This is a genomic window from Streptomyces sp. NPDC002386 (genome assembly GCF_053593175.1).
The window spans coordinates 463,287-485,117 of sequence record NZ_JBSFBX010000001.1 but is presented as its reverse complement, the minus strand read 5'-3'; the positions used below and the strand labels follow the sequence as shown (position 1 = coordinate 485,117).

Genomic DNA, 21,831 nt, shown 5'->3' with positions numbered 1-21,831 from the left:
AACACGCGAAAGGGGCCCGGTCACCAGACCGGGCCCCTTCCGACGCTGTCGAGGGCGAGTCGAGATCCGCCCGCCGCGTCATCAGGCCTTGACGCGAACCGCGTTGCGGAACTTGGCGGTCAGCTCGGCGTCGGCCGCCGGGTCGCTGCTCCGGCCCGCGGCGAGGTTCGCGATGTCCATCGGCATGACGAATCCGATGGTGCTGTGGTCGCCCCAGATGCAGATCGTCATAGTGACGTCCTTCGGCCCGCCACTGGTCGAGTCGGTGGGAGCCTTCGCCTGCTGGCACTTGAGGACCGCGCCGTCGAGACCGGCGGGCTCGTACGACTTCGGCTCACCCTGGAGAGCGACGTCCTTGCTGTCGCTGTCCTTCTGGGACTCGCTCTTCATGTAGGCGAACATCGCGTCGACGGTCTTCTCGGGATCGTCGATCGTGCCGTAGACGCCGCCGAACTGGACCATCTTCTGGCTCAGCGGATTGTCGACGTCCCCGGACTTGTACCCGGCGCTGACGTCGTGGGGGTCCTGCACACCCCACTTCTGCGCGTCCTTCATGTCCTTGTCGGTCATCGTGCCGGTGTCGCCCTTGGACTTCTTGTACTCGCCCAGCACCGTCGCCGGCGTCGTCAGCTTGTGGGGGCCGTCGTCCGCGACGTCCGAGCCGCCGCTGCCGCCCAGTGCGAAGGACGCGCCCACCGCGATCGCCGCGACGACGGCCACCGCGCCGATGATCAGGCCCGTCTTCTTCTTGCCGCCGCCCGGGGCGGGCGGCTGCGGGACGCCGTAGGGCTGCTGGGGGTAGGTGCCCGGCTGCTGGCCGTACGGGCCCGGCTGCTGCGGCGCACCGCCCTGCTGCGGGTAGCCGTACCCGGGCTGAGGCGGGACCGGGGGAGTCTGCTGGGGGTAGCCGTAGCCGGGCTGGGGCGGGACCGGGGGAGTCTGCTGGGGGTAGCCGTAGCCGGGCTGGGGCTGGGGTGCCTGCGGCTGCTGGCCGTAGGGACCCGGCTGGCCGTAGGGCGGCTGCTGGCCGTACGGGCCCGGCTGGTTGTTGCTCATTTCTGGGTTCCCCCTCGGATGTTTACGCGTTCCTGACATCCTGACGCAGGCGCCGGGGACACACGGCACCGGGGGCCGCACCGTTACAGAACAAACGCGTTTCGGGACCGCCCCGTGACACCCCTAAACTGACCCCCGTGACCGAGAACGCTCAGCAGCAGCCACCCGCGCCCGACTCCGAACTGCCGACCCAGTACGCGCCGGCCGATGTAGAGGGGCCGCTGTACGAGCGCTGGGTGGAGCGGGGTTACTTCGAGGCGGACGCGAAGAGCGACAAGCCGCCGTTCACCGTCGTCATCCCGCCGCCGAACGTCACCGGCAGCCTCCACCTGGGCCACGCCTTCGAGCACACGCTCATCGACGCCCTCACGCGCCGCAAGCGCATGCAGGGCTTCGAGACGCTGTGGCAGCCGGGCATGGACCACGCCGGCATCGCCACCCAGAACGTCGTCGAGCGCGAGCTGGGCAAGGAGGGCAAGTCCCGCCACGACCTCGGCCGCGAGGCCTTCGTCGAGCGCGTCTGGCAGTGGAAGGGCGAGTCCGGCGGCCAGATCTCCGGCCAGATGCGCCGCCTCGGTGACGGCGTCGCCTGGTCGCGTGAGCGCTTCACCATGGACGAGGGCCTCTCGCAGGCCGTCCAGACCATCTTCAAGCGGCTCTACGACGACGAGCTGATCTACCGCGCCGAGCGCATCATCAACTGGTGCCCCCGGTGCCTGACGGCCATCTCCGACATCGAGGTCGAGTACCAGGACGACGACGGCGAGCTGGTCTCCATGAAGTACGGGGAGGGGGACGACACCATCGTCGTCGCCACCACCCGTGCCGAGACCATGCTCGGCGACACCGCCGTCGCCGTGCACCCCGAGGACGAGCGCTACAAGCACCTCGTCGGCAAGCTCATCAGGCTCCCGCTGACCGAACGCTCCATCCCGGTCGTCGCGGACGAGCACGTCGACCCCGAGTTCGGCACCGGCGCCGTCAAGGTCACCCCGGCCCACGACCCGAACGACTTCGAGATCGGCCAGCGGCACGACCTGCCGTCCCTCACCGTGATGGACGAGCACGCCGTCATCACCGCGCACGGCCCCTTCCAGGGCCTGGACCGCCTCGAGGCCCGCTCCGCCATCGTCGCCGCGCTGCGCGCCGAGGGCCGGATCGTCGCCGAGAAGCGGCCCTACGTCCACTCCGTCGGCCACTGCTCGCGCTGCAAGACCACCATCGAGCCGCGCCTGTCCATGCAGTGGTGGGTCAAGGTCGGTCCGCTGGCCAAGGCCGCCGGTGACGCCGTCCGCGACGGCAAGGTCAAGATCCATCCGCAGGAGATGGAGAAGCGGTACTTCGACTGGGTCGACAACCTCCACGACTGGTGCATCTCGCGGCAGCTCTGGTGGGGCCACCGCATCCCGGTCTGGTACGGCCCGAACGGCGAGGTCGTCTGCGTCGGCCCCGACGAGCGGCCGCCCGGCACCGAGGCGGAGGGCTGGAAGCAGGACACCGACGTCCTCGACACCTGGTTCTCCTCCGGCCTGTGGCCGTTCTCCACCCTCGGCTGGCCCGAACAGACCGAGAGCCTCGCGAAGTTCTACCCGAACTCCGTCCTGGTCACCGGCTACGACATCCTCTTCTTCTGGGTCGCCCGGATGATGATGTTCGGCCTCTACGCCATGGACGGCACCCCGCCGTTCCACACCATCGCCCTGCACGGCATGGTCCGCGACCAGTTCGGCAAGAAGATGTCGAAGTCCTTCGGCAACGCGGTCAACCCGCTGGACTGGATGGACAAGTACGGCTCCGACGCGCTGCGCTTCACCCTCGCCCGCGGCGCCAACCCGGGCGTCGACGTGCCCATCGGCGAGGACTGGGTCCAGGGCTCCCGCAACTTCGCCAACAAGATCTGGAACGCCACCCGCTTCGCGCTGATGAACGGCGCGACGGTGGACGGCCCGCTGCCGGACCCGGCGAAGATGTCCGCCACCGACCGCTGGATCCTCTCCCGCCTCAACTCGGTCGTCGCCGAAGTCGACGCGTTCTACGACGACTTCCAGTTCGCCAAGCTGTCCGACGCCCTCTTCCACTTCGCGTGGGACGAGGTCTTCGACTGGTACGTCGAGCTGTCCAAGACGACGTTCCAGGCGGGCGGCGAGGCGGCCGAGGTCTCCCAGCGCGTCCTGGGCGAGGTCCTCGACGTCACGCTCAGGCTGCTGCACCCGGTCGTGCCGTTCGTCACGGAGACCCTGTGGACCACCCTCACCGGTGGCGAGTCGGTCGTCATCGCCGAGTGGCCGGCCGACAGCGGCTTCCGCGACCGCGCGGCCGAGCAGGAGATCGAGACCCTGCAGTCCGTCATCACCGAGGTCCGCCGCTTCCGCGCAGACCAGGGTCTCCAGCCGGGTCAGCGGGTCCCGGCCCGGCTGACCCTGGACGGTACGGCGCTGGCCCCGCACGAGGCCGCCATCCGCCAGCTGCTGCGCCTGCAGCCGGAGGGCGAGTCCTTCACGGCCACGGCCACCCTGCCGGTCGCCGGCGCCGAGGTCGCCCTCGACCTGTCCGGCACCATCGACGTGGCCGCCGAGCGCAAGCGCCTGGCGAAGGACCTGGCCGCCGCCGAGAAGGAGAAGGCCCAGTCCACCGCCAAGCTCGGCAACGAGGCGTTCCTGGCGAAGGCCCCGGAGAACGTGGTCGACAAGATCCGTACCCGCCTGGCCAAGGCCGACGAGGACATCACCCGCATCCAGGCCCAGCTGGACAGGCTCCCGCAGGCGTAGCGACGCGGCCGGCGCGCGGGCGCCGGTCCGCGCGAACGGCACCCGAAGGCCCCCGGAACCCACAGCTCCGGGGGCCTTCGCCCGCCCATGTCACCGCGCCTCCGTAGACTGGCACCGTGAGCGACCACCCCGGCACCAGCGACACCCCCGACCCCCTCGACGGCTTCGACGAGATCATCGAGGCCGAGACCACCCGCGACCCCGACCTCGCCGTGATCGAGGCCGGCAGCCGCACCCTGCGCACCCAGGGCGGCCCGCCCGAGGCCGGCGTACCGGCCCGGCCGGAGGACCCCGAGGTCGACAGGGCCCTGCGCGAGGTCGAGACGGAGCTGGCCACCCGCTGGGGCGAGACCAAGCTGGAGCCCTCCGTCAGCCGGATCGCCGCGCTGATGGACGTCCTCGGCGAGCCGCAGCGCTCGTACCCCTCGATCCACATCACGGGCACCAACGGCAAGACCTCCACGGCGCGCATGATCGAGGCCCTGCTCGGCGCCTTCGAGCTGCGCACCGGGCGCTACACCAGCCCGCACGTGCAGTCGATCACCGAGCGGATCAGCCTGGACGGCGCGCCGATCGCCGCCGAGCGGTTCATCGAGACGTACCAGGACATCAAGCCGTACATCGAGATGGTGGACGCCTCGCAGGAGTACCGGCTGTCCTTCTTCGAGGTGCTCACCGGGATGGCCTACGCGGCCTTCGCGGACGCCCCGGTCGACGTGGCCGTGGTGGAAGTGGGCATGGGCGGCTCCTGGGACGCCACCAACGTGATCGACGGCGACGTCGCCGTGATCACCCCCATCGGCCTCGACCATACCGACCGGCTCGGGAACACGCCGGGGGAGATCGCGCAGGAGAAGGGCGGCGTCATCAAGCAGGGCGCGACCGTGATCCTGGCGCAGCAGCCGGTGGACGCCGCGCAGGTGCTGCTGAAGAAGGCCGTCGAGGTCGACGCCACCGTGGCCCGCGAGGGCCTGGAGTTCGGCGTGACCTCCCGGCAGATCGCCGTCGGCGGCCAGCTCCTCACCCTGCGCGGGCTCGGCGGTGAGTACGAGGAGGTCTACCTCCCGCTGCACGGCGCCCACCAGGCGCACAACGCGGCCGTGGCGCTCGCCGCCGTGGAGGCGTTCTTCGGGGTTGGCGCGCAGCGCGCGGAGCGGCTGGACATCGACGCGGTGCGCAAGGCCTTCGCGGCCGTCTCCTCGCCGGGGCGCCTGGAGGTCGTGCGGCGCTCTCCCACCGTCGTCCTGGACGCCGCCCACAACCCGCCGGGCGCCGAGGCCGCCGCCGAGGCCGTGCGGGAGGCGTTCGACTTCAGCCGGCTGATCGGTGTGGTCGGGGCGAGCGGCGACAAGAACGTGCGCGGGCTGCTGGAGGCCTTCGAGCCGATCTTCGCCGAGGTCGTCGTCACCCAGAACTCCAGCCACCGCGCCATGGACGCGGACGAGCTGGCCGCGATCGCCGTCGAGGTGTTCGGCGAGGACCGCGTCCAGGTCGAGCCGCGGCTGCCCGAGGCCCTGGAGGCCGCGATCACGCTGGCCGAGGAGGAGGGCGAGTTCGCCGGCGGCGGGGTGCTGGTCACCGGCTCGGTCATCACGGTGGGCGAGGCCCGCCTGCTCCTGGGAAAGGGCTGAGGAGTCCGTCGTGCGTACGCTCTGTTCATCGACGCTGATCGGCGAGTTCTTCGTCATCGGCTTCGCCGCGCTCGTGGCCATGAAGGACCCGGACCTGTCCACCTCCACGGTCTGGCTGGTCAGCGGCATCGCCATGGTTCTGTGCGTGCTGCTGTGCGGCATGGTGACCCGGCCGGGCGGTGTCGCCCTCGGCTGGGCGCTGCAGCTCGCCCTGATCGCCTCCGGGGTCTTCGTCCCGACGATGTACTTCATGGGCGCGGTGTTCGCCGCCCTGTGGTGGGCGTCGGTCCACTACGGGCGGAAGGTCGACGAGGCGAAGGCCAGACTCGCGGCCCAGGGGGAGTCCGCGGACCCCGGCCCCTCTACACCTGACGCTGCGTAACGGCGACGGTGACACGCCCTGTAACCTCGTGCCACCGCACATGCCAGTCGTAAGGAGCCCCTCGTGAGCCAGCGCACCCTCGTCCTCCTCAAGCCCGACGCCGTCCGTCGCGGCCTGACCGGCGAGATCATCAGCCGTATCGAGCGCAAGGCCGGCTGGCAGATCACCGCGCTGGAGCTGCGCACCCTGGACCAGGACACGCTGGAGCAGCACTACGGCGAGCACAAGGGCAAGCCCTTCTACGAGCCGCTGGTCGAGTTCATGGCCTCCGGCCCTGTCGTGGCGCTGATCGTCGAGGGTGAGCGGGTCATCGAGGGGCTGCGCGCGCTGGCCGGCCCGACCGACCCGATCGCCGCCGCGCCCGGCTCCATCCGGGGCGACTACGGCGTGATCGTCCGGGAGAACCTGATCCACGCGTCCGACTCGGAGGAGTCCGCCGAGCGCGAGGTGAAGATCTTCTTCCCGGGCCGCGCCTGAGCGTCCACCTGGCGGAATTTCCGCGAATTTTTCTGAGGGGCCGTCAGGTCCGCTCGGAGTCCTGACCTGGGACGGCCGTACCTTTTCGGCCGTCCTTCGGCATATGCGTTGCCGATCGGGGGAACGTGTGCCCCCGATGGGCCGTCTCCAGAAGCGGGGCGGCGCGCCATCTGATGACAATGGCGGAGACCCTCGCGCAGTGTTCGCGCAGGCGCGTTTACGATGGAAGCCTTCACGTCACAGCACCCGCCTCGCCGACCTGATATGCCCTCAAAGGCGCAGGAAGGCCAGATGAATCCGGATGGGGAACTCAATGTCGTTCATCGGCCGTGACATGGCTGTCGACCTCGGGACCGCCAACACGCTGGTGTACGTCAGGGGTCGCGGCATCGTGCTCAACGAGCCGTCCGTCGTCGCCATCAACACCAACACCGGTGGCATCCTCGCGGTCGGTGCCGAAGCGAAGAAGATGATCGGCCGCACGCCGGGCAACATCGTCGCCGTGCGTCCGCTGAAGGACGGCGTGATCGCCGACTTCGAGATCACCGAGCGGATGCTGCGCTACTTCATCCTCAAGATCCACAAGCGGCGGTACCTCGCCCGGCCCCGGGTCGTGGTCTGTGTGCCCTCGGGCATCACGGGCGTCGAGCGCCGCGCCGTCATCGAGGCGTCCTCCCAGGCCGGTGCCCGCCAGGTGCACATCATCGAGGAACCCATGGCGGCCGCCATCGGCTCCGGTCTGCCGGTCCACGAGGCCACCGGCAACATGGTGGTGGACATCGGCGGCGGCACCACGGAGGTCGCGGTCATCTCGCTCGGCGGCATCGTCACCGCGCAGTCCATCCGGGTCGCGGGCGACGAACTGGACAACGCGATCATCCAGTACATCAAGAAGGAGTACAGCCTGCTGCTGGGCGAGCGCACGGCCGAGCAGATCAAGATCACGATCGGTTCCGCGTACGAACTCGACGCCGACGAGCACACCGAGGTGCGCGGCCGCGACCTGGTCTCCGGGCTGCCGAAGACCGTGGTCATCTCCGCCGCCGAGGTCCGCAAGGCCATCGAGGAGCCGGTCAACGCCATCGTCGACGCCGTCAAGACGACCCTCGACAAGTGCCCGCCGGAGCTGTCCGGCGACATCATGGACCGGGGGATCGTGCTGACCGGCGGCGGCGCCCTGCTGCGCGGCCTGGACGAGCGGCTGCGGCGCGAGACCGGAATGCCGATCCACATCGCCGAGGACCCGCTGGACAGCGTGGCGCTCGGCTCCGGCAAGTGCGTCGAGGAGTTCGAGGCGCTCCAGCAGGTACTGGACGCCCAGCCCCGCCGGTGAGGCCGTTCCCGGGAGCCGCCCGGCCGGGCGGCTCCCGGGAATCCGCCGTACGGGACGATCCCTCGCGTGCGGCGGGTCGTTGACACAGATGCACAAGTACCCGCAAATGGACCCCCAGGATTTGCGCTTCACCATCGGCGCACCACCGGGGGTCCCCGAATTCCACTCGAGGAAGGGCACGGCCGCCGCACGTGAGGGACACGAAAGAGAGCCGGCTGCTCCTGGTCCTGCTGATCGCCATCGCGTTCGCGCTGATCACGGTGGACATCCGAGGGGGCCGGAACTCCCCTGTCGACGGCGCCCGGCAGGCCGCCGCCGCGGCGTTCGGCCCGATCGAGAACGGGCTGTCCTCGGCGGTCGACCCGGTCGGCGACGCCGTCTCCGCCGTCCGTGACTCCGGTACCCGCCACGACCGGCTCGCCACACTGGAGAAGGAGAACGCGGCCCTCAAGGCGAAGCTCGGCAGCGACGACCGCAACCGCAGCCGCCTGAACCAGCTCGACAAGATGCTGAAGGTCGCGGGCGAGGGCCAGTACGGCATCAAGGGCGCCCAGGTCATCGCCATAGGGTCGGCGCAGGGCTTCTCCTGGACCATCACCATCGACGCCGGCGCCAACGACGGCATCGAGCGGGACATGACCGTGCTGAACGGCGACGGACTCGTCGGCCGGGTCACCACCGTGGGCCCGGACACCGCCACCGTGCTGCTCGCCAACGACCCCGACTTCACCGTCGGCACCCGTATGGAGAACAGCGACGAACTCGGCTTCGCCTCCGGCCAGGGCGACCGCCCGCTGCGGGTGGAACTCCTCAACGGCAAGGCCGAGGTGAAGAAGGGCGACCGGCTCGTCACCTTCGGCTCGCAGGCCGACAAGCCCTTCGTGCCCGGCGTCCCGGTCGGTGTGGTCTCCCGGATCGACCCCTCCGGCAGCGGCCTCACCCGCACCCTCTACGTCACGCCGTACGTCGGCTTCACCAAGCTCGACGTCGTCGGCGTGGTCGTCCAGGGCCCGAAGCGGGACCCGCGCGACGAGGTCCTGCCGACCAAGCCCAAGCCGACACCGACGCCGACCGTGACCGTCACGGTCAGCCCCTCGGCCCAGGCCGGCGCGCCCGACACCAACGAGCAGCAGTAGGAGCCGAATCCCATGCGTCTCAACCGGATCCTGCTCTCGGCCGCGCTGGTCGTCGTCGCCCTGGTGATCCAGGTGAGCGTCCTCGCCCGCCTGCACCTGCCGGGTGCCGTCCCCGACCTGCTGCTGCTCACCGTCCTCGGCCTGGCCATGGTGTACGGCCACGTCGGCGGCGCCCTCGTCGGCTTCGGCGCCGGACTGCTCGCCGACCTGGCCCCGCCCGCCGACCACGCGGCCGGCCGCTACGCCCTGGTGCTCTGCGTCATCGGCTACTTCGCCGGACTCATCAAGCCGGAGAACGGCCGGCTGAAGTCCGCCACCGGCCCGATGGCCGTCGTGGTCGCCGCCGCCGTCGGCTCCACCCTGCTGTACGCGGGCGTCGGCGCCCTGGTCGGCGACACCGCCGCCCGCCATGTCGGCCTGCCCGGACTGCTGTTCTCCGCCGCCCTGTACGACCTGCTGCTGGCCCCCTTCGTGGTTCCCGCGATCATGTGGCTGGCCCGCCGCTCCGACAACGACCCGCTCGCGGAGACCAGCCCCGCCACGAAGGGCGGCGACATCTCCTCCGGCTGGCTCTCCTCCGGCACCGGCCTGCGCATCGGCGGTCAGCGCGGCCTCGGTTCCCTGAAGGCCAAGGCCCGCACCCGCTCCACCAGGGTCGGCCGCATCAAGGGGGTCAAGCGGCTGTGAACGCGCCAGAGTTCACCCGAACGGGGCAAGACCGACGGAACGGCGCCGCACCGGCGGATCGTTCACCATTCGTCGGCGCACACACGTCAGCGCACTGAGAGGGGGAGACAGCCGCAGTGACCAACATTCCCGAGACCGGACGGACCCCACGGGTCCAGATCCGCCTCGTCGTCATCCAGATCCTCGTCCTCTCCCTCCTCGGCACCCTCGGCGGCCGCCTGTGGTACCTGCAGATCCGGGAGGGTGCCGCGTACCAGAAGGAGGCCTCCGGCAACCACGTCCAGCAGGTCGTCGATCCCGCCGTGCGCGGCGACATCCTCGACGCCCGGGGCGTGCCGCTCGCCGACAACGAGACCCGCCTGGTCGTCTCCGCCTCCCGCACCGACCTGCTCAAGCAGGCGGACGACGGCAAGGCCGTCCTCACCAAGCTGGCCGGCGTCCTCGGCATGGAGGCCGCCGACGTCATGAGCAAGGTCCGGCTGTGCGACGCCGAGACCCCGCAGCCCTGCTGGAACGGCTCGCCCTACCAGCCCATCCCGATCACCGACGAGGCCACCGCCAAGCAGGCCCTGCAGATCCGCGAGCGCGCCGAGGACTTCCCCGGCATCACCGCCGAGCCGGAGGCCGTGCGCCGCTACCCGGGCCCGGGCAAGTCCAACACCTCCCAGGTCCTCGGCTACCTCTCGCCGGTCACCGACGAGGAGATCCAGAAGGCCAAGGACACCGACTCGCCCTACCTGCGCTCCGACATGGTCGGCCGCTCCGGTCTCGAGCGCCAGTACGACAAGGCGCTGCGCGGCAAGGCGGGCGTCACCCGCTATGAGGTGGACAACCTCGGCCGGGTCATCGGCAAGGCCCACTCCGACGCGGCCGAGTCCGGGTCCACCCTGGTCACCAGCATCGACTCCCGGGTGCAGCGCGTCGCCGAGTACGAGCTGGACAAGGCGATGAAGGTCGCCCGCCAGCAGTACGACAAGATCACCGGCGAGAACTACAAGGCCGACTCCGGTGCCGTCGTGGTCATGGAGGCCAAGACCGGCCGGATAGTCGCCATGGCCTCCGCACCGACCTACGACCCGAACGTCTGGGTCGGCGGCATCTCCGCCAAGGACTACAAGGCCCTCACCGGCAAGAACTCCGACTACCCGCTGCTCAACCGGGCCATCCAGGGCCAGGCCGCACCCGGCTCGACGTTCAAGGTGGTCTCCACGGCCGCCGCGGTCGAGGCCGGCTACCCCTTCGACGGCCGCTACCCCTGCACCAGCTCCTACTCCGTGGGCAGCCAGGTCTTCAAGAACTTCGAGGGCGAGAACTTCGGCCCGATCTCCCTCGGCCGCGCCCTCGAGGTCTCCTGCGACACCGTCTTCTACGGTCTCGCCGACCGGGAGTGGAAGCGCGACGGCGGCATCAACCCGAAGAAGGGCAAGCCCAAGGACTACTTCTACAAGGCCGCCCACCAGTTCGGCCTGGGCAAGGAGACCGGCGTCGACCTGCCCAACGAGGTCACCGGGCGCGTCCCCGACCGCCAGTGGAAGCTCGACTACTGGAAGGCCAACAAGGACGCCTGGTGCAAGTCCGGCAAGAAGGACGGCAGCTACGTCGAGAAGATCGCGTACGAGAACTGCCTCGAGGGCAACAAGATGCGCGAGGGCGACTCGATCAACTACTCCATCGGACAGGGCGACACCCTGGTCACCCCCATCCAGGAGGCCGCGATCTACGGCGCCGTCGCCAACGGCGGCACCATGTACCAGCCCACCATCGGCAAGGCGATCGTCAGCGCGGACGGCAAGAGCGTCACGGAGATCAAGCCGAAGAAGAACGGCAGGCTCCCGGTCTCCCAGGCCACCCTCAAGGGCATGAACGACGCCTTCGCCGGCGTCATCACCCGCGGTACCGCCGCCTGGAAGTTCGGCGGCTGGCCCCAGGACAAGATCCCGCTGCACGCGAAGACCGGTACCGCCGAGGTCTACGGCAAGCAGACCACCTCCTGGCTGGCCACCTATTCCAAGGACTACACGGTGATCATGACGATCGCCCAGGCCGGTACGGGTTCCGGAGCCTCCGGTGAGGCCGTGCGCAACATCTACAGCGCGCTCTACGGCGTCGCCGGCGACGGCTCCGTCGACAACAAGAAGGCCCTGCTGCCCGAACCGCAGAAGAGCCTTCCCAAGGTCCGCCCCGACGGCACCATCGCCTCTCCGAAGGTCGCCGGCGACCCGGCCAAGGACGTCGAGGCATCCCAGAAGGACAACCCCAGCAACGACGACGGCCAGACCCCGGCCACCTCGCCCTCGCCCACCACGGGCAACCGCGACACCCGCAGACGCCGCCGCGGGAGGGGAAGCCGGAGGATGCGCACATGACCAGCTCCAACAGCTTCTCCGTCTCCGGTTACGGACCCGAGCGGGCCGGCTGGACCAGGCTCTTCGCCCGCGACTCGCTGGCCCGCAGGCTCGACTGGCCGATACTGCTGTCGGCACTCGCCCTCTCGGGCATCGGCTCCCTGCTGGTCTACTCGGCCACCCGCAACCGCACCGAGATCAACCAGGGCGACCCGTACTACTTCCTGCTCCGGCACCTGATGAACACCGGCATCGGGCTGGCCCTGATGATCGCCACGCTCTGGCTCGGCCACCGGGCCCTGCGCAACGCCGTGCCGATCCTCTACGGCCTGTCCGTCTTCGGCATCCTCGCCGTGCTGACCCCGCTGGGCTCCACCGTCAACGGCGCCCACTCCTGGATCGTGCTCGGCGGCGGCTTCTCGCTGCAGCCCTCGGAGTTCGTGAAGATCACGATCATCCTGGGCATGGCCATGCTGCTGTCGGCCCGGGTCGACGCCGGGGACAAGACGTATCCCGACCACCGCACGGTCCTGCAGTCCCTGGGGCTGGCCGCAGTGCCCATCCTCATCGTGCTGCTCATGCCCGACCTCGGGTCGGTCATGGTCATGGTGGTCATCATCCTCGGCGTGCTGCTCGCCTCCGGCTCCTCCAACCGCTGGGTCTTCGGCCTGATCACCGCCGGCACCGTCGGCGCGATCGCGGTCTGGCAGCTGCACATCCTGGACGAGTACCAGATCGCCCGCTTCGCCGCCTTCGCCAACCCCGACCTCGATCCGGCCGGCGTCGGCTACAACACCAACCAGGCCCGCATCGCCATCGGCTCCGGCGGTCTCACCGGCGCGGGCCTCTTCCACGGCTCGCAGACCACCGGCCAGTTCGTCCCCGAACAGCAGACGGACTTCGTCTTCACGGTCGCGGGCGAGGAACTGGGCTTCGTCGGTGCCGGACTGATAATCCTCCTCCTCGGCGTCGTGCTGTGGCGCGCCTGCCGCATCGCCCGCGACTCCACCGAGCTGTACGGCACGGTCGTCGCCGCCGGCATCATCGCCTGGTTCGCCTTCCAGGCCTTCGAGAACATCGGCATGACGCTCGGCATCATGCCCGTCACCGGCCTGCCCCTGCCCTTCGTGTCCTACGGCGGCACGTCGATGTTCGCGGTGTGGATCGCGGTCGGCCTCCTGCAGTCCATCAAGGTGCAACGTCCGATGTCCGCGTAACCGAACCGCACGAAAGGGGACTGAGCAGGCGTATCGCGGCTAGATTCTGTTCATGGCGGATACGAAACGCGAGATCGAGCGCAAGTACGAATCCGATGAGAGCGGGCTGCCCGACCTGACGGGCGCCGGCAAGGTGGCGGGCGTCCTCGACATGGGCGTGGTCGAGCTGGACGCCACCTACTACGACACCGCCGACGAACGCCTGGCCGCCGCCTCCCTCACCCTGCGCCGCCGCACCGGCGGCTCGGACGACGGCTGGCACCTGAAATTCCCGGTCGCCCCCGGCGTCCGCGACGAGATCAGGGCACCGCTGTCCGACACCGTCCCCGAGGAACTGGCCGCCCTGGTCCGCTCCCGGGTCCGCGGCGCCGAACTGGTCCCCGTCGTCCGGCTCCGCTCCGCCCGCGACGTGAGCCACCTGGTCGACGCCGACGGCACCCTGCTCGCCGAGGCCAGCGTCGACACGGTCACCGCCGAACGGCTCAACCGGGCCGGCGGCACCACCCGGTGGACCGAGATCGAGGTGGAACTGGCCGACGACGCCGACCCGGCCCTCCTCGACAAGGTGGACAAACGTCTGCGCAAGGCGGGCGTACGGCCGTCCGCCGCACCGTCCAAGCTGGCCCGGGCGCTGGAGCGGACCGGCGGCACCCGCACCCGGTCCGCCAAGCCCGCACCGCCCGTGACCGCCGGCGACCACGTCCTCGCCTACCTGCGCGAACAGCGCGACGAGATCCTCGACCGCGACCCGGCCGTCCGCCGGGACATCCCGGACTCCGTGCACCGGATGCGGGTCGCGACCCGCCGTATGCGCAGCACCTTCCGCACTTTCGGCACGGTCCTCGACCCCGCCGTCACCACCCCGGTCGCCGCCGAGCTGAAATGGCTGGCGGGCGAGCTGGGCGCCGACCGCGACCAGGAGGTACTGGCGGAGCGCCTCACCACCGCCCTGGACGAACTCCCCTCCGAGCTGGTCCTCGGCCCCGTGTCCCGGCGGGTCGCCTCCTGGGCCGACGCACGGCACGGCAGCACCCGCGGCCACCTCATCGCCGTCCTCGACTCCGCCCGCCACCAGGCCCTGCTCGACACCCTCGACGCGCTCCTCGCCGACCCGCCACTGCGCGGGAAGGCCGCCGGGAAGCCCGCGAAGGTGATCGCCAAGGCCGTGCGCAAGGATCTCGCCAAGGTCACCCGCCTGATCACCCACGCGCTCGACCTGCCGCCCGGCCAGGAACGCGACGTCGCCCTGCACGAGGCCCGCAAGAAGGCCAAACGCACCCGCTACGCCGCCGAGGCCGCCGTCCCCGCCCTCGGCGCCCCGGCCGGCTCCCTGGCCAAGTCGATGAAGTCCCTCACCTCCCTGCTGGGCGACCACCAGGACAGCGTCATGGCCCGCCACGCCCTGCGCGAGTTCGCCGCGGTCGCCCACGCGGCGGGGGAGAGCACCTTCACCTACGGGCTGCTGTACGGCCGGGAGGAGCGGCGCGCGGCGGCGGCGGAGGCCGAGCTGCCGGGCCTGTGGGCGAAGATCAAATCGGGGGCGTCCGTCTGAGCGTACGGGGGAGCCCTCCGGGCGGGTTACGCTGAATGGTCACCCCTGTCAGCTCATGAAGGTTCGCGAGATGCCTGTCGAGTCGGTTTTCCCGCAGCTCGAAGCTCTGCTCCCCCACGTGCAGAAGCCGATCCAGTACGTCGGCGGAGAGCTCAACTCCACCGTCAAGAACTGGGACGAGTGCGATGTCCGCTGGGCGCTCATGTACCCGGACGCCTACGAGGTCGGACTGCCCAACCAGGGCGTCATGATCCTCTACGAGGTACTCAACGAGCAGGAGGGCGTCCTCGCCGAACGCACCTACAGCGTGTGGCCGGACCTCGAGGCGCTGATGCGGGAGCACGGCGTCCCGCAGTTCACCGTGGACACCCACCGCCCGGTGAAGTCGTTCGACGTGTTCGGCCTCAGCTTCTCCACGGAGCTGGGCTACACGAACATGCTCACGGCGCTCGACCTCGCCGGGATCCCCCTGGAGTCGAAGGACCGGGGGCTGGACGACCCGATCGTCCTGGCCGGCGGCCACGCGGCGTTCAACCCCGAGCCGATCGCCGACTTCATCGACGCGGCGATCATCGGCGACGGCGAGCAGGCCGTTCTCGACATGACCCGCATCATCCGCGAGTGGAAGGCGGAGGGCCGCCCCGGCGGCCGTGAGGAGGTCCTCCTCCGCCTGGCGAAGACGGGTGGCGTCTACATCCCCGCGTTCTACGACGTGGAGTACCTCCCCGACGGCCGTATCGGCCGTGTCGTGCCCAACCGGTCCGGCGTCCCGTGGCGTGTCTCCAAGCACACGGTCATGGACCTGGACGAGTGGCCCTACCCCAAGCAGCCCCTGGTCCCGCTCGCCGAGACGGTCCACGAGCGGATGTCGGTCGAGATCTTCCGCGGCTGCACCCGCGGCTGCCGCTTCTGCCAGGCCGGCATGATCACCCGCCCGGTGCGCGAGCGTTCGATCACCGGCATCGGCGACATGGTGGACAAGGGCCTCAAGGCGACGGGCTTCGAGGAGGTCGGCCTCCTCTCCCTGTCCTCGGCGGACCACTCGGAGATCGGTGACATCGCGCGGGGCCTGGCCGACCGGTACGAGGAGGACAAGATCGGCCTGTCGCTGCCCTCCACCCGCGTCGACGCCTTCAACATCGACCTGGCGAACGAACTGACGCGCAACGGCCGCCGCTCCGGCCTCACCTTCGCCCCCGAGGGTGGCTCGGAGCGCATCCGCAAGGTCATCAACAAGATGGTCTCGGAAGAGGACCTGATCAGGACCGTCTCCACGGCCTACGGCAACGGCTGGCGCCAGGTGAAGCTGTACTTCATGTGCGGCCTGCCGACGGAGACCGACGAGGACGTCCTGCAGATCGCCGACATGGCGACCCACGTGATCCAGAAGGGCCGCGAGGTCTCCCGGTCGAACGACATCCGCTGCACGGTCTCGATCGGCGGTTTCGTCCCGAAGCCCCACACCCCCTTCCAGTGGGCGCCCCAGCTCTCCGCCGAGGAGACCGACGCCCGCCTCGAGAAGCTCCGCGACAAGATCCGCGGCGACAAGAAGTACGGCCGCTCGATCGGCTTCCGCTACCACGACGGCAAGCCCGGCATCGTCGAGGGCCTGCTCTCCCGCGGTGACCGACGCATCGGCGCCGTCATCCGCGCGGTCTACGAGGACGGCGGCCGCTTCGACGGCTGGCGCGAGCACTTCTCCTACGACCGCTGGATGGCGTGCGCGGACAAGGCCCTCGCCACCTTCGGCGTGGACGTCGACTGGTACACCACCCGCGAGCGCACCTACGAGGAGGTCCTGCCCTGGGACCACCTCGACTCCGGCCTGGACAAGGACTGGCTCTGGGAGGACTGGCAGGACGCCCTCGACGAGACCGAGGTCGAGGACTGCCGCTGGACGCCCTGCTTCGACTGCGGCGTCTGCCCCCAGATGGACACCTCCATCCAGATCGGCCCGACCGGCAAGAAGCTGCTGCCCCTGACGGTCAAGAACGCGGGTCCGGCGCCGGCTGCCGGCGGTCACACGCACTGAGTCGCGCGCACCGGGCGAGGACGGGGGACGTGCCGCTCCCGGCCTCCGCCGGACGGCGTGACCCGACGAGCCCCCTCCCCGACCGGGAGGGGGCTCGGCCGTGTGCGCCCGTCTCTCTCCTCAGCCGCCGCCCTGCGCCACGCGCAGGTGGATCGGGCCGCGCAGGATGGGGCTGCGGCGGTACGGCGGCGGGTCGGTGACCAGGCTCGGCCGGTCGAGGCGGCGGACCAGTTCGGTCAGCGCGATCTGGGTCTCCCGCCGGGCCAGCGGGCCGCCGAAGCACAGGTGGATGCCGCTGCCGAAGCCCAGGTGCTGGTTGTCCCGGCGGTCGGGGTCGAAGCGGTCGGGATCGTGGAAGCGGTCCGGGTCACGGCTGCCCGAGGCCAGCATGAGCATGATCTGGGAGCCCTTGGGGATGACGGTGTCCGCGACGGTGATGTCGCTGTACGCCGCCCGCCACGGAATGATGTGCACCGGGGGCTCGTAGCGCAGCAGTTCCTCCACCAGCGGTACGACGAGGTCCGGGTCGTCGCGCAGCCGCCGCAGCACCTCCGGGTGGCGCAGCAGGGTGAGCATGCCGTTGGTGATGAGGTTGACGGTGGTCTCGTGGCCGGCGATCAGCAGCAGGTTGGCGGTGGCCACGATCTCCTCGTCGGTCATCCGCCCGTCCGGGCCGTCGTCGTTGGCCAGCCGGGCCAGCAGGTCGTCTCCCGGCCGGCCGTGGCGCTGCTCCAGCAGGCCGCCGAGATACTGGCGCAGGTCCTGACGGGCCCGCAGACCCTTCTCCAGCTTCTCCTTCGGGTCGGTCTTCGGGTCGTAGGCGATCGCGTCGATGATGTCGTTCACCCACAGGTGGAACCTCGGCTCGTCCTCGCGCGGCACGCCGAGCAGGTGGCAGATCACCGTGACGGGGAACGGGTAGGCGAAGTCGTCGACGATGTCGATCTCCTCCTTGTCCGCGCAGTCGTCGATCAGCCCGGTGACGACGGCGGACAGGTCCGAGTCCAGGCCGGCCACCAGCCCGGGGGTGTGCGGGGGCCCGAAGTGGCGCATCGCCATGCGCCGCAGACGATCGTGCTCGGGCGGGTCCATGTTGATGAACGCCGGCGTGGTGGATCCCTCGGCCGAGGGCATCGGGTGGGTCAGATTGCGGACGTCGGAACTCAGATGCGGGTCGTGCAGCAGGTCCGCGATCTCGCGGTAGGTGCTGACGACGTAGCTGCCGTCCTCCTGCCGGGCCACCGGGGTCCGGCGCAGTTCGGCGTACAGCGGGTACGGGTCGGGCCGGGAGGAGTAGTCGAGTATGCGGTGGAGGGTGTCGGGCATCTCGGTCGTCGTCATCGCGCTCTCCCTCCTACCGGTGGTGCTGCTGCGCGGCCGTGACGCGCCGCTCGCCGGGGTCGTGACCGGTCACGACCACGGTGGCGCCCTGGGCGAGCAGTTGGGGTCCGGGGAAGTCGACGGGTACGGGCTTCATGTCGAGGGGCTGGTCGGGCGTGGAGCCCGGCGGCGGGAACGGAGCGGCCGTCTCGATCAGCCGCCGGTAGTGGTCGATCCACTTCGCGTTGTTGAAGGTGACCGCCGCGGTGACGCGGCCCCGGTAGCCGTACGCGGCGACGAAACGGCGGTCGGCGACCGACCCCTGGGCGACGACGACCTCGTCGGCGAAGGTCGGTACGCCGACGGACTTGATGTTGACGCCGAACTGGATCGACCAGAACACCGGCAGGGTCAGGTGGGGCCAGCGGTCCGCCTGGCCGCTGACCATGTTGTGTGCCGCGACCTCGGCCTGTTCCACGGCGTTGGCCCAGTGCTCCAGCGAGATCAGCCGGTACTCGTAGACCGGATTCGGGCAGCGTGCCACGTCTCCGGCGGCGAAGATGTCGTCGGTGATCAGCCCGTCCAGGGTGAGGGCGCGGCAGCCCGTGTCGCAGGCGATGCCCCAGACACCGGCGGCCAGCCCGGAGCCCCGCAGCCACTCGGTGTTGCGGATGCCGCCGAGCGCCACCACGGCCACGTCGGCGTCGACCGTACCGCCGTCGTCGAAGTGGGCCCGGCGGAAGTGCCCTTGCGCGTCGCCCTCCAGCCGGGTGACCTTGACCCCGCAGCGCAGATCCACGCCGTGGGCGCGCTGCATGTCCGCCGCGACCTCACCGATCATGGCGCCGAGCGCCCCGACGAGGGGGGACGGCGCGAGCTCGGCGACGGTCACCGGTATGTCCCGCTCACGGCAGATGGAGGCGATCTCGGAACCGGTGAATCCGGCACCGATGACCAGCACGCGGGACGGACCTGCGGCGAGCGCCTGCCGCAGGCCTTCGGCGTGCTCGCGGGTGCGCAGGACGAACACGCCGTCGAGGGCCGCCTCGCTCTCGACGAACCAGGGCCGGGCCCGCACACCGGTGGAGATCAGCACCCGGTCGAAGGGGATCTCACGTCCGTCGGCGAGACACACGTGGTTGGCCGCCAGGTCCAGCCCGCTCGCGGGCACGCCCAGCAGCCACTCGGCGTCGACGTCGCGGCGTCGGGGGAGCGTGGTGTTTTCGGCCGGGACCCACCCGCTCAGTACCTGCTTGGACAGCGGCGGGCGGTCGTAGGGCTCGCCCCGCTCGTCCCCGATCATGGTCAGCGAGCCGGTGAAACCCTCGTCCCGCAGGGTCTCCGCGGCCCGCAGGCCCGCCAGTGACGCGCCGACGACCACGATGCGGCCGTCACGCCTGAACGCTCGCAGGGTGTCGGCGCTGGTCATGATGCCGACGCCTCCACCGGTACGTCCCGGCCCTCGCGCCGTCCCTCCAGCCGGTCGACCAGGATCGCCTGGACCGGACAGGCCGCCGCGGCGCGCAGCACCTGTTCACGGCGGGCGTCGTCGGGCCGCGGGTCGTACATCAGCGCTTCTTCGCCGTGCATCCGGAACGCGTCCGGAGCCAGGAACGCGCACTGCGCGTACCCCTGGCACCGGGAAAGATCAACGACAACTCTCATCCCGACCTCCACAGGGACTTCGGACTGCGGACCCTGGAAGCCGGCTCCACCGCGGCACGCACAGCGCGGGACAGACATCGACGAGTGGACGCGGCGCTCGGCCGCCCCGCGAACCGCGAGGGGGCGCACCGCGCCCGTCGGGTCTCTGCAGCAGGAACTGATCGTCGTGAACAGGGGGAACGGCGCCTGTGAGACCGCCCGGAGAACCTGGCCCTGCCGTTGAGAAAAAGCCTAGCCCCAGCACATTTCACCCGCACACCGGGCCGGGAGTTGACTCGCGGGTTCGCGTTCCTCACCCGCTCGGCGACGTCCGGGTGCCGTGGCCGGCCGCCGTGGCGAGTATGGAACGGGTGCCGGGCGTGCCCCTGAGGGCGGGCGAGTGCGAGGTAGCTGGATCATGGCGCATCGGAGTCGCGGAAGAACGCTGTGGCGGCGGTCCCGGGTGGGCGCCGCGGCGGTGTACCTGGGTGCGCTCGCGGCCGCCCTGCCGGGTTGCACCGCAGTCGACGCGGCCACCTCCAGTCCCTCCGCCGACGCGTCGCTCGCCCCGACGCCGCCGAAGCAACCGCCACCCCAGTTGACCCGGGCGCAGGTGGACACGGCGGTGGGCCGGCTCGACGGCCTGGTGCGGGACGCGATGCGGAAGACGGGGGTGCCGGGGGTCGCCGTGGGCGTGGTCCACCGGGACGAGGTCGTGTACGCGAAGGGCTTCGGCGTCCGTGAGCTGGGCCGGAGCGAGAAGGTCGGTCCCGCGACGGTCTTCCAGCTCGCCTCGTTGTCGAAGCCGCTGGCGTCCACCGTCGTCTCCGGGGCCGTGGGCCGCAAGATCGTCGGCTGGGACGACCGGATGGCCGTCCACGATCCGGGCTTCGCCCTCAAGAACCCGTACGTGACGGCGAACGTGACGGTCGCGGACCTGTTCTCGCACCGCAGCGGACTGCCCGACCACGCCGGTGACCTGCTGGAGGACCTGGGCTACTCACGCGACTACATCCTGGGGCACCTGCGGCTGGAGCCGCTGACCCCGTTCCGCGCGAGCTACGCCTACACCAACTACGGCTTCACCGCGGCTGGGGTGGCGGTGGCCGACGTGGCGGGGAGGAGCTGGCCGCGGCTGGCGGCGGACACGCTGTTCAAGCCCCTGGGCATGGACCACTCCAGCTACGAGCGCGCCGACTACGACAAGGCCGCCGACAAGGCGTCCGCCCACGTCGAGGCCGACGGCCGCTGGAAGCCATCCACCACCGAGAACGCCGACAGCCAGGCACCCGCGGGCGGTGCGAGTTCGAATGTCGACGACCTCACCAAGTGGATGCGCCTGCAACTGGACAACGGCGCGTACGGAGGGAGGCGGCAGATCGACCCGGCAGCCCTGGACCGGACCCGCATCCCGCACTCCGTCGCCATGGACCCCCTCGCGCCGGCCGGTGAGCCGGGCTTCTACGGGCTCGGCTGGAACGTCGGGTACGACGAGCGCGGACGGCTGCGCCTGAACCATTCCGGCGCCTTCGACCTCGGCGCCGCGACCGAGGTCACCCTGCTGCCGGGCGAACGGCTCGGCATCGTGGTGCTGACGAACGGCCAGCCCATCGGTGTGCCCGAGGCGGTGGCCGCCGCGTTCTTCGACATCGCCCAGAACGGCAGGCAGACGGTCGACTGGCTGGACTTCTACGGGAAGGTGGTGCGGGCCGCCGCCTACACCGGCGTCTCCCCGACCGACTACGCCGAGCCGCCCGCCGACGCGAAGCCGGCCAAGGCCGCCGGTACCTACACGGGCACCTACGCGAACGACTACTACGGACCCGTCACCGTCACCGGCGACGGCAGGGGCGGGCTGAGCATGACGCTGGGCCCGCGCGGGATGTCGTTCCCCCTGAAGCACTACACCGGTGACACCTTCAGCTACCTGACCCGGGGCGAGAACGCCGCCGGCCTGTCCGGCGTCACGTTCCACACCGGTTCCGGCAGGGCCACGAGCGTCACCGTCGAGCACCTCGACGCAGACGGACTGGGCACCTTCCGCCGCTGACCGGCGGGCCGCACCGCGCGTACCGGCTTCCCGCCCCGCTGGTGCGAGGCCGGGCTCCGGGCCGTCCCCGAGCCGCCGCCCGGATGCCCGACGCCGCTCACGGCGCAAGGATCGTGTGGGGGAGCGTGCTCCGCCCCGCGGAGACCCCCTGTCACCGGTTGCTCGGTGTCCGGCCGAGCTGGGGGAAGACGCCCGTTCCGG

Annotated in this window: 16 protein-coding genes; 12 read left to right on the top strand and 4 right to left on the bottom strand. The window is 70.5% G+C overall.

Annotated elements, in window-relative coordinates:
* Positions 1–81 precede the first annotated feature (81 nt).
* A complete protein-coding gene (locus ACWCPN_RS02170) occupies positions 82–1,056 on the bottom strand; it encodes a hypothetical protein (RefSeq protein ID WP_451201862.1) in 975 nt (324 codons plus the stop codon).
* Positions 1,057–1,193: 137 nt separating this feature from the next.
* Here ACWCPN_RS02170 and ACWCPN_RS02165 point away from each other — a divergent pair, with 137 nt between their 5' ends.
* The 11 genes from ACWCPN_RS02165 (at position 1,194) to ACWCPN_RS02115 (ending at position 16,616) form a co-directional block, all read left to right on the top strand.
* Positions 1,194–3,824, top strand: coding sequence for a valine--tRNA ligase (locus tag ACWCPN_RS02165; protein ID WP_451201860.1), 2,631 nt, complete (start codon positions 1,194–1,196; stop codon positions 3,822–3,824).
* Positions 3,825–3,940: 116 nt separating this feature from the next.
* Positions 3,941–5,455: a bifunctional tetrahydrofolate synthase/dihydrofolate synthase gene (folC, locus tag ACWCPN_RS02160; protein ID WP_451201859.1), complete on the top strand. Its 1,515-nt coding sequence runs from the start codon at positions 3,941–3,943 to the stop codon at positions 5,453–5,455.
* A 10-nt stretch (positions 5,456–5,465) separates the two neighbouring features.
* The gene (locus ACWCPN_RS02155; RefSeq protein ID WP_199210537.1) at positions 5,466–5,837 is read left to right on the top strand and encodes a DUF4233 domain-containing protein; all 372 of its coding nucleotides are present in this window, start codon (positions 5,466–5,468) and stop codon (positions 5,835–5,837) included.
* Between the two features lie 63 nt (positions 5,838–5,900).
* Positions 5,901–6,314 (top strand): nucleoside-diphosphate kinase, encoded by a 414-nt coding sequence (gene ndk, locus ACWCPN_RS02150; RefSeq protein WP_104780585.1) that lies wholly within the window; start codon positions 5,901–5,903, stop codon positions 6,312–6,314.
* 313 nt (positions 6,315–6,627) lie between these two features.
* On the top strand, positions 6,628–7,647 hold the full coding sequence (locus tag ACWCPN_RS02145) for a rod shape-determining protein (RefSeq protein ID WP_116151120.1): 1,020 nt from the start codon (positions 6,628–6,630) through the stop codon (positions 7,645–7,647).
* Between the two features lie 191 nt (positions 7,648–7,838).
* Positions 7,839–8,783 (top strand): rod shape-determining protein MreC, encoded by a 945-nt coding sequence (gene mreC / locus ACWCPN_RS02140; protein WP_451201857.1) that lies wholly within the window; start codon positions 7,839–7,841, stop codon positions 8,781–8,783.
* Between the two features lie 12 nt (positions 8,784–8,795).
* Positions 8,796–9,470 (top strand): rod shape-determining protein MreD, encoded by a 675-nt coding sequence (gene mreD / locus ACWCPN_RS02135; RefSeq protein WP_451201856.1) that lies wholly within the window; start codon positions 8,796–8,798, stop codon positions 9,468–9,470.
* 116 nt (positions 9,471–9,586) lie between these two features.
* Positions 9,587–11,836, top strand: a complete 2,250-nt coding sequence (gene mrdA / locus ACWCPN_RS02130) for a penicillin-binding protein 2 (RefSeq protein WP_451201855.1) — start codon at positions 9,587–9,589, stop codon at positions 11,834–11,836.
* Positions 11,833–13,032 (top strand): rod shape-determining protein RodA, encoded by a 1,200-nt coding sequence (gene rodA / locus ACWCPN_RS02125; protein WP_451201854.1) that lies wholly within the window; start codon positions 11,833–11,835, stop codon positions 13,030–13,032. The genes mrdA and rodA overlap by 4 nt, the downstream gene beginning before the upstream one ends.
* A 52-nt stretch (positions 13,033–13,084) precedes the next feature.
* The gene (locus tag ACWCPN_RS02120) at positions 13,085–14,584 is read left to right on the top strand and encodes a CYTH and CHAD domain-containing protein (RefSeq protein ID WP_451201852.1); all 1,500 of its coding nucleotides are present in this window, start codon (positions 13,085–13,087) and stop codon (positions 14,582–14,584) included.
* A gap of 70 nt (positions 14,585–14,654) precedes the next feature.
* Positions 14,655–16,616 (top strand): TIGR03960 family B12-binding radical SAM protein, encoded by a 1,962-nt coding sequence (locus ACWCPN_RS02115; RefSeq protein WP_451201850.1) that lies wholly within the window; start codon positions 14,655–14,657, stop codon positions 16,614–16,616.
* A 120-nt stretch (positions 16,617–16,736) separates the two neighbouring features.
* Here ACWCPN_RS02115 and ACWCPN_RS02110 read toward each other — a convergent pair whose 3' ends face one another.
* From ACWCPN_RS02110 to ACWCPN_RS02100, 3 genes are read right to left on the bottom strand one after another with little or no spacing between them, the layout of a single operon-like run.
* Positions 16,737–17,957 (bottom strand): cytochrome P450, encoded by a 1,221-nt coding sequence (locus tag ACWCPN_RS02110; protein WP_451201848.1) that lies wholly within the window; start codon positions 17,955–17,957, stop codon positions 16,737–16,739.
* Between the two features lie 13 nt (positions 17,958–17,970).
* Positions 17,971–19,365 (bottom strand): NAD(P)/FAD-dependent oxidoreductase, encoded by a 1,395-nt coding sequence (locus tag ACWCPN_RS02105; RefSeq protein ID WP_451201847.1) that lies wholly within the window; start codon positions 19,363–19,365, stop codon positions 17,971–17,973.
* Positions 19,362–19,601, bottom strand: coding sequence for a ferredoxin (locus ACWCPN_RS02100; protein ID WP_451201846.1), 240 nt, complete (start codon positions 19,599–19,601; stop codon positions 19,362–19,364). Before ACWCPN_RS02100 ends, ACWCPN_RS02105 begins: the two co-directional genes overlap by 4 nt.
* Positions 19,602–19,998: 397 nt before the next feature.
* Here ACWCPN_RS02100 and ACWCPN_RS02095 point away from each other — a divergent pair, with 397 nt between their 5' ends.
* Positions 19,999–21,630 (top strand): serine hydrolase, encoded by a 1,632-nt coding sequence (locus ACWCPN_RS02095; RefSeq protein ID WP_451201845.1) that lies wholly within the window; start codon positions 19,999–20,001, stop codon positions 21,628–21,630.
* Positions 21,631–21,831: the final 201 nt, after the last annotated feature.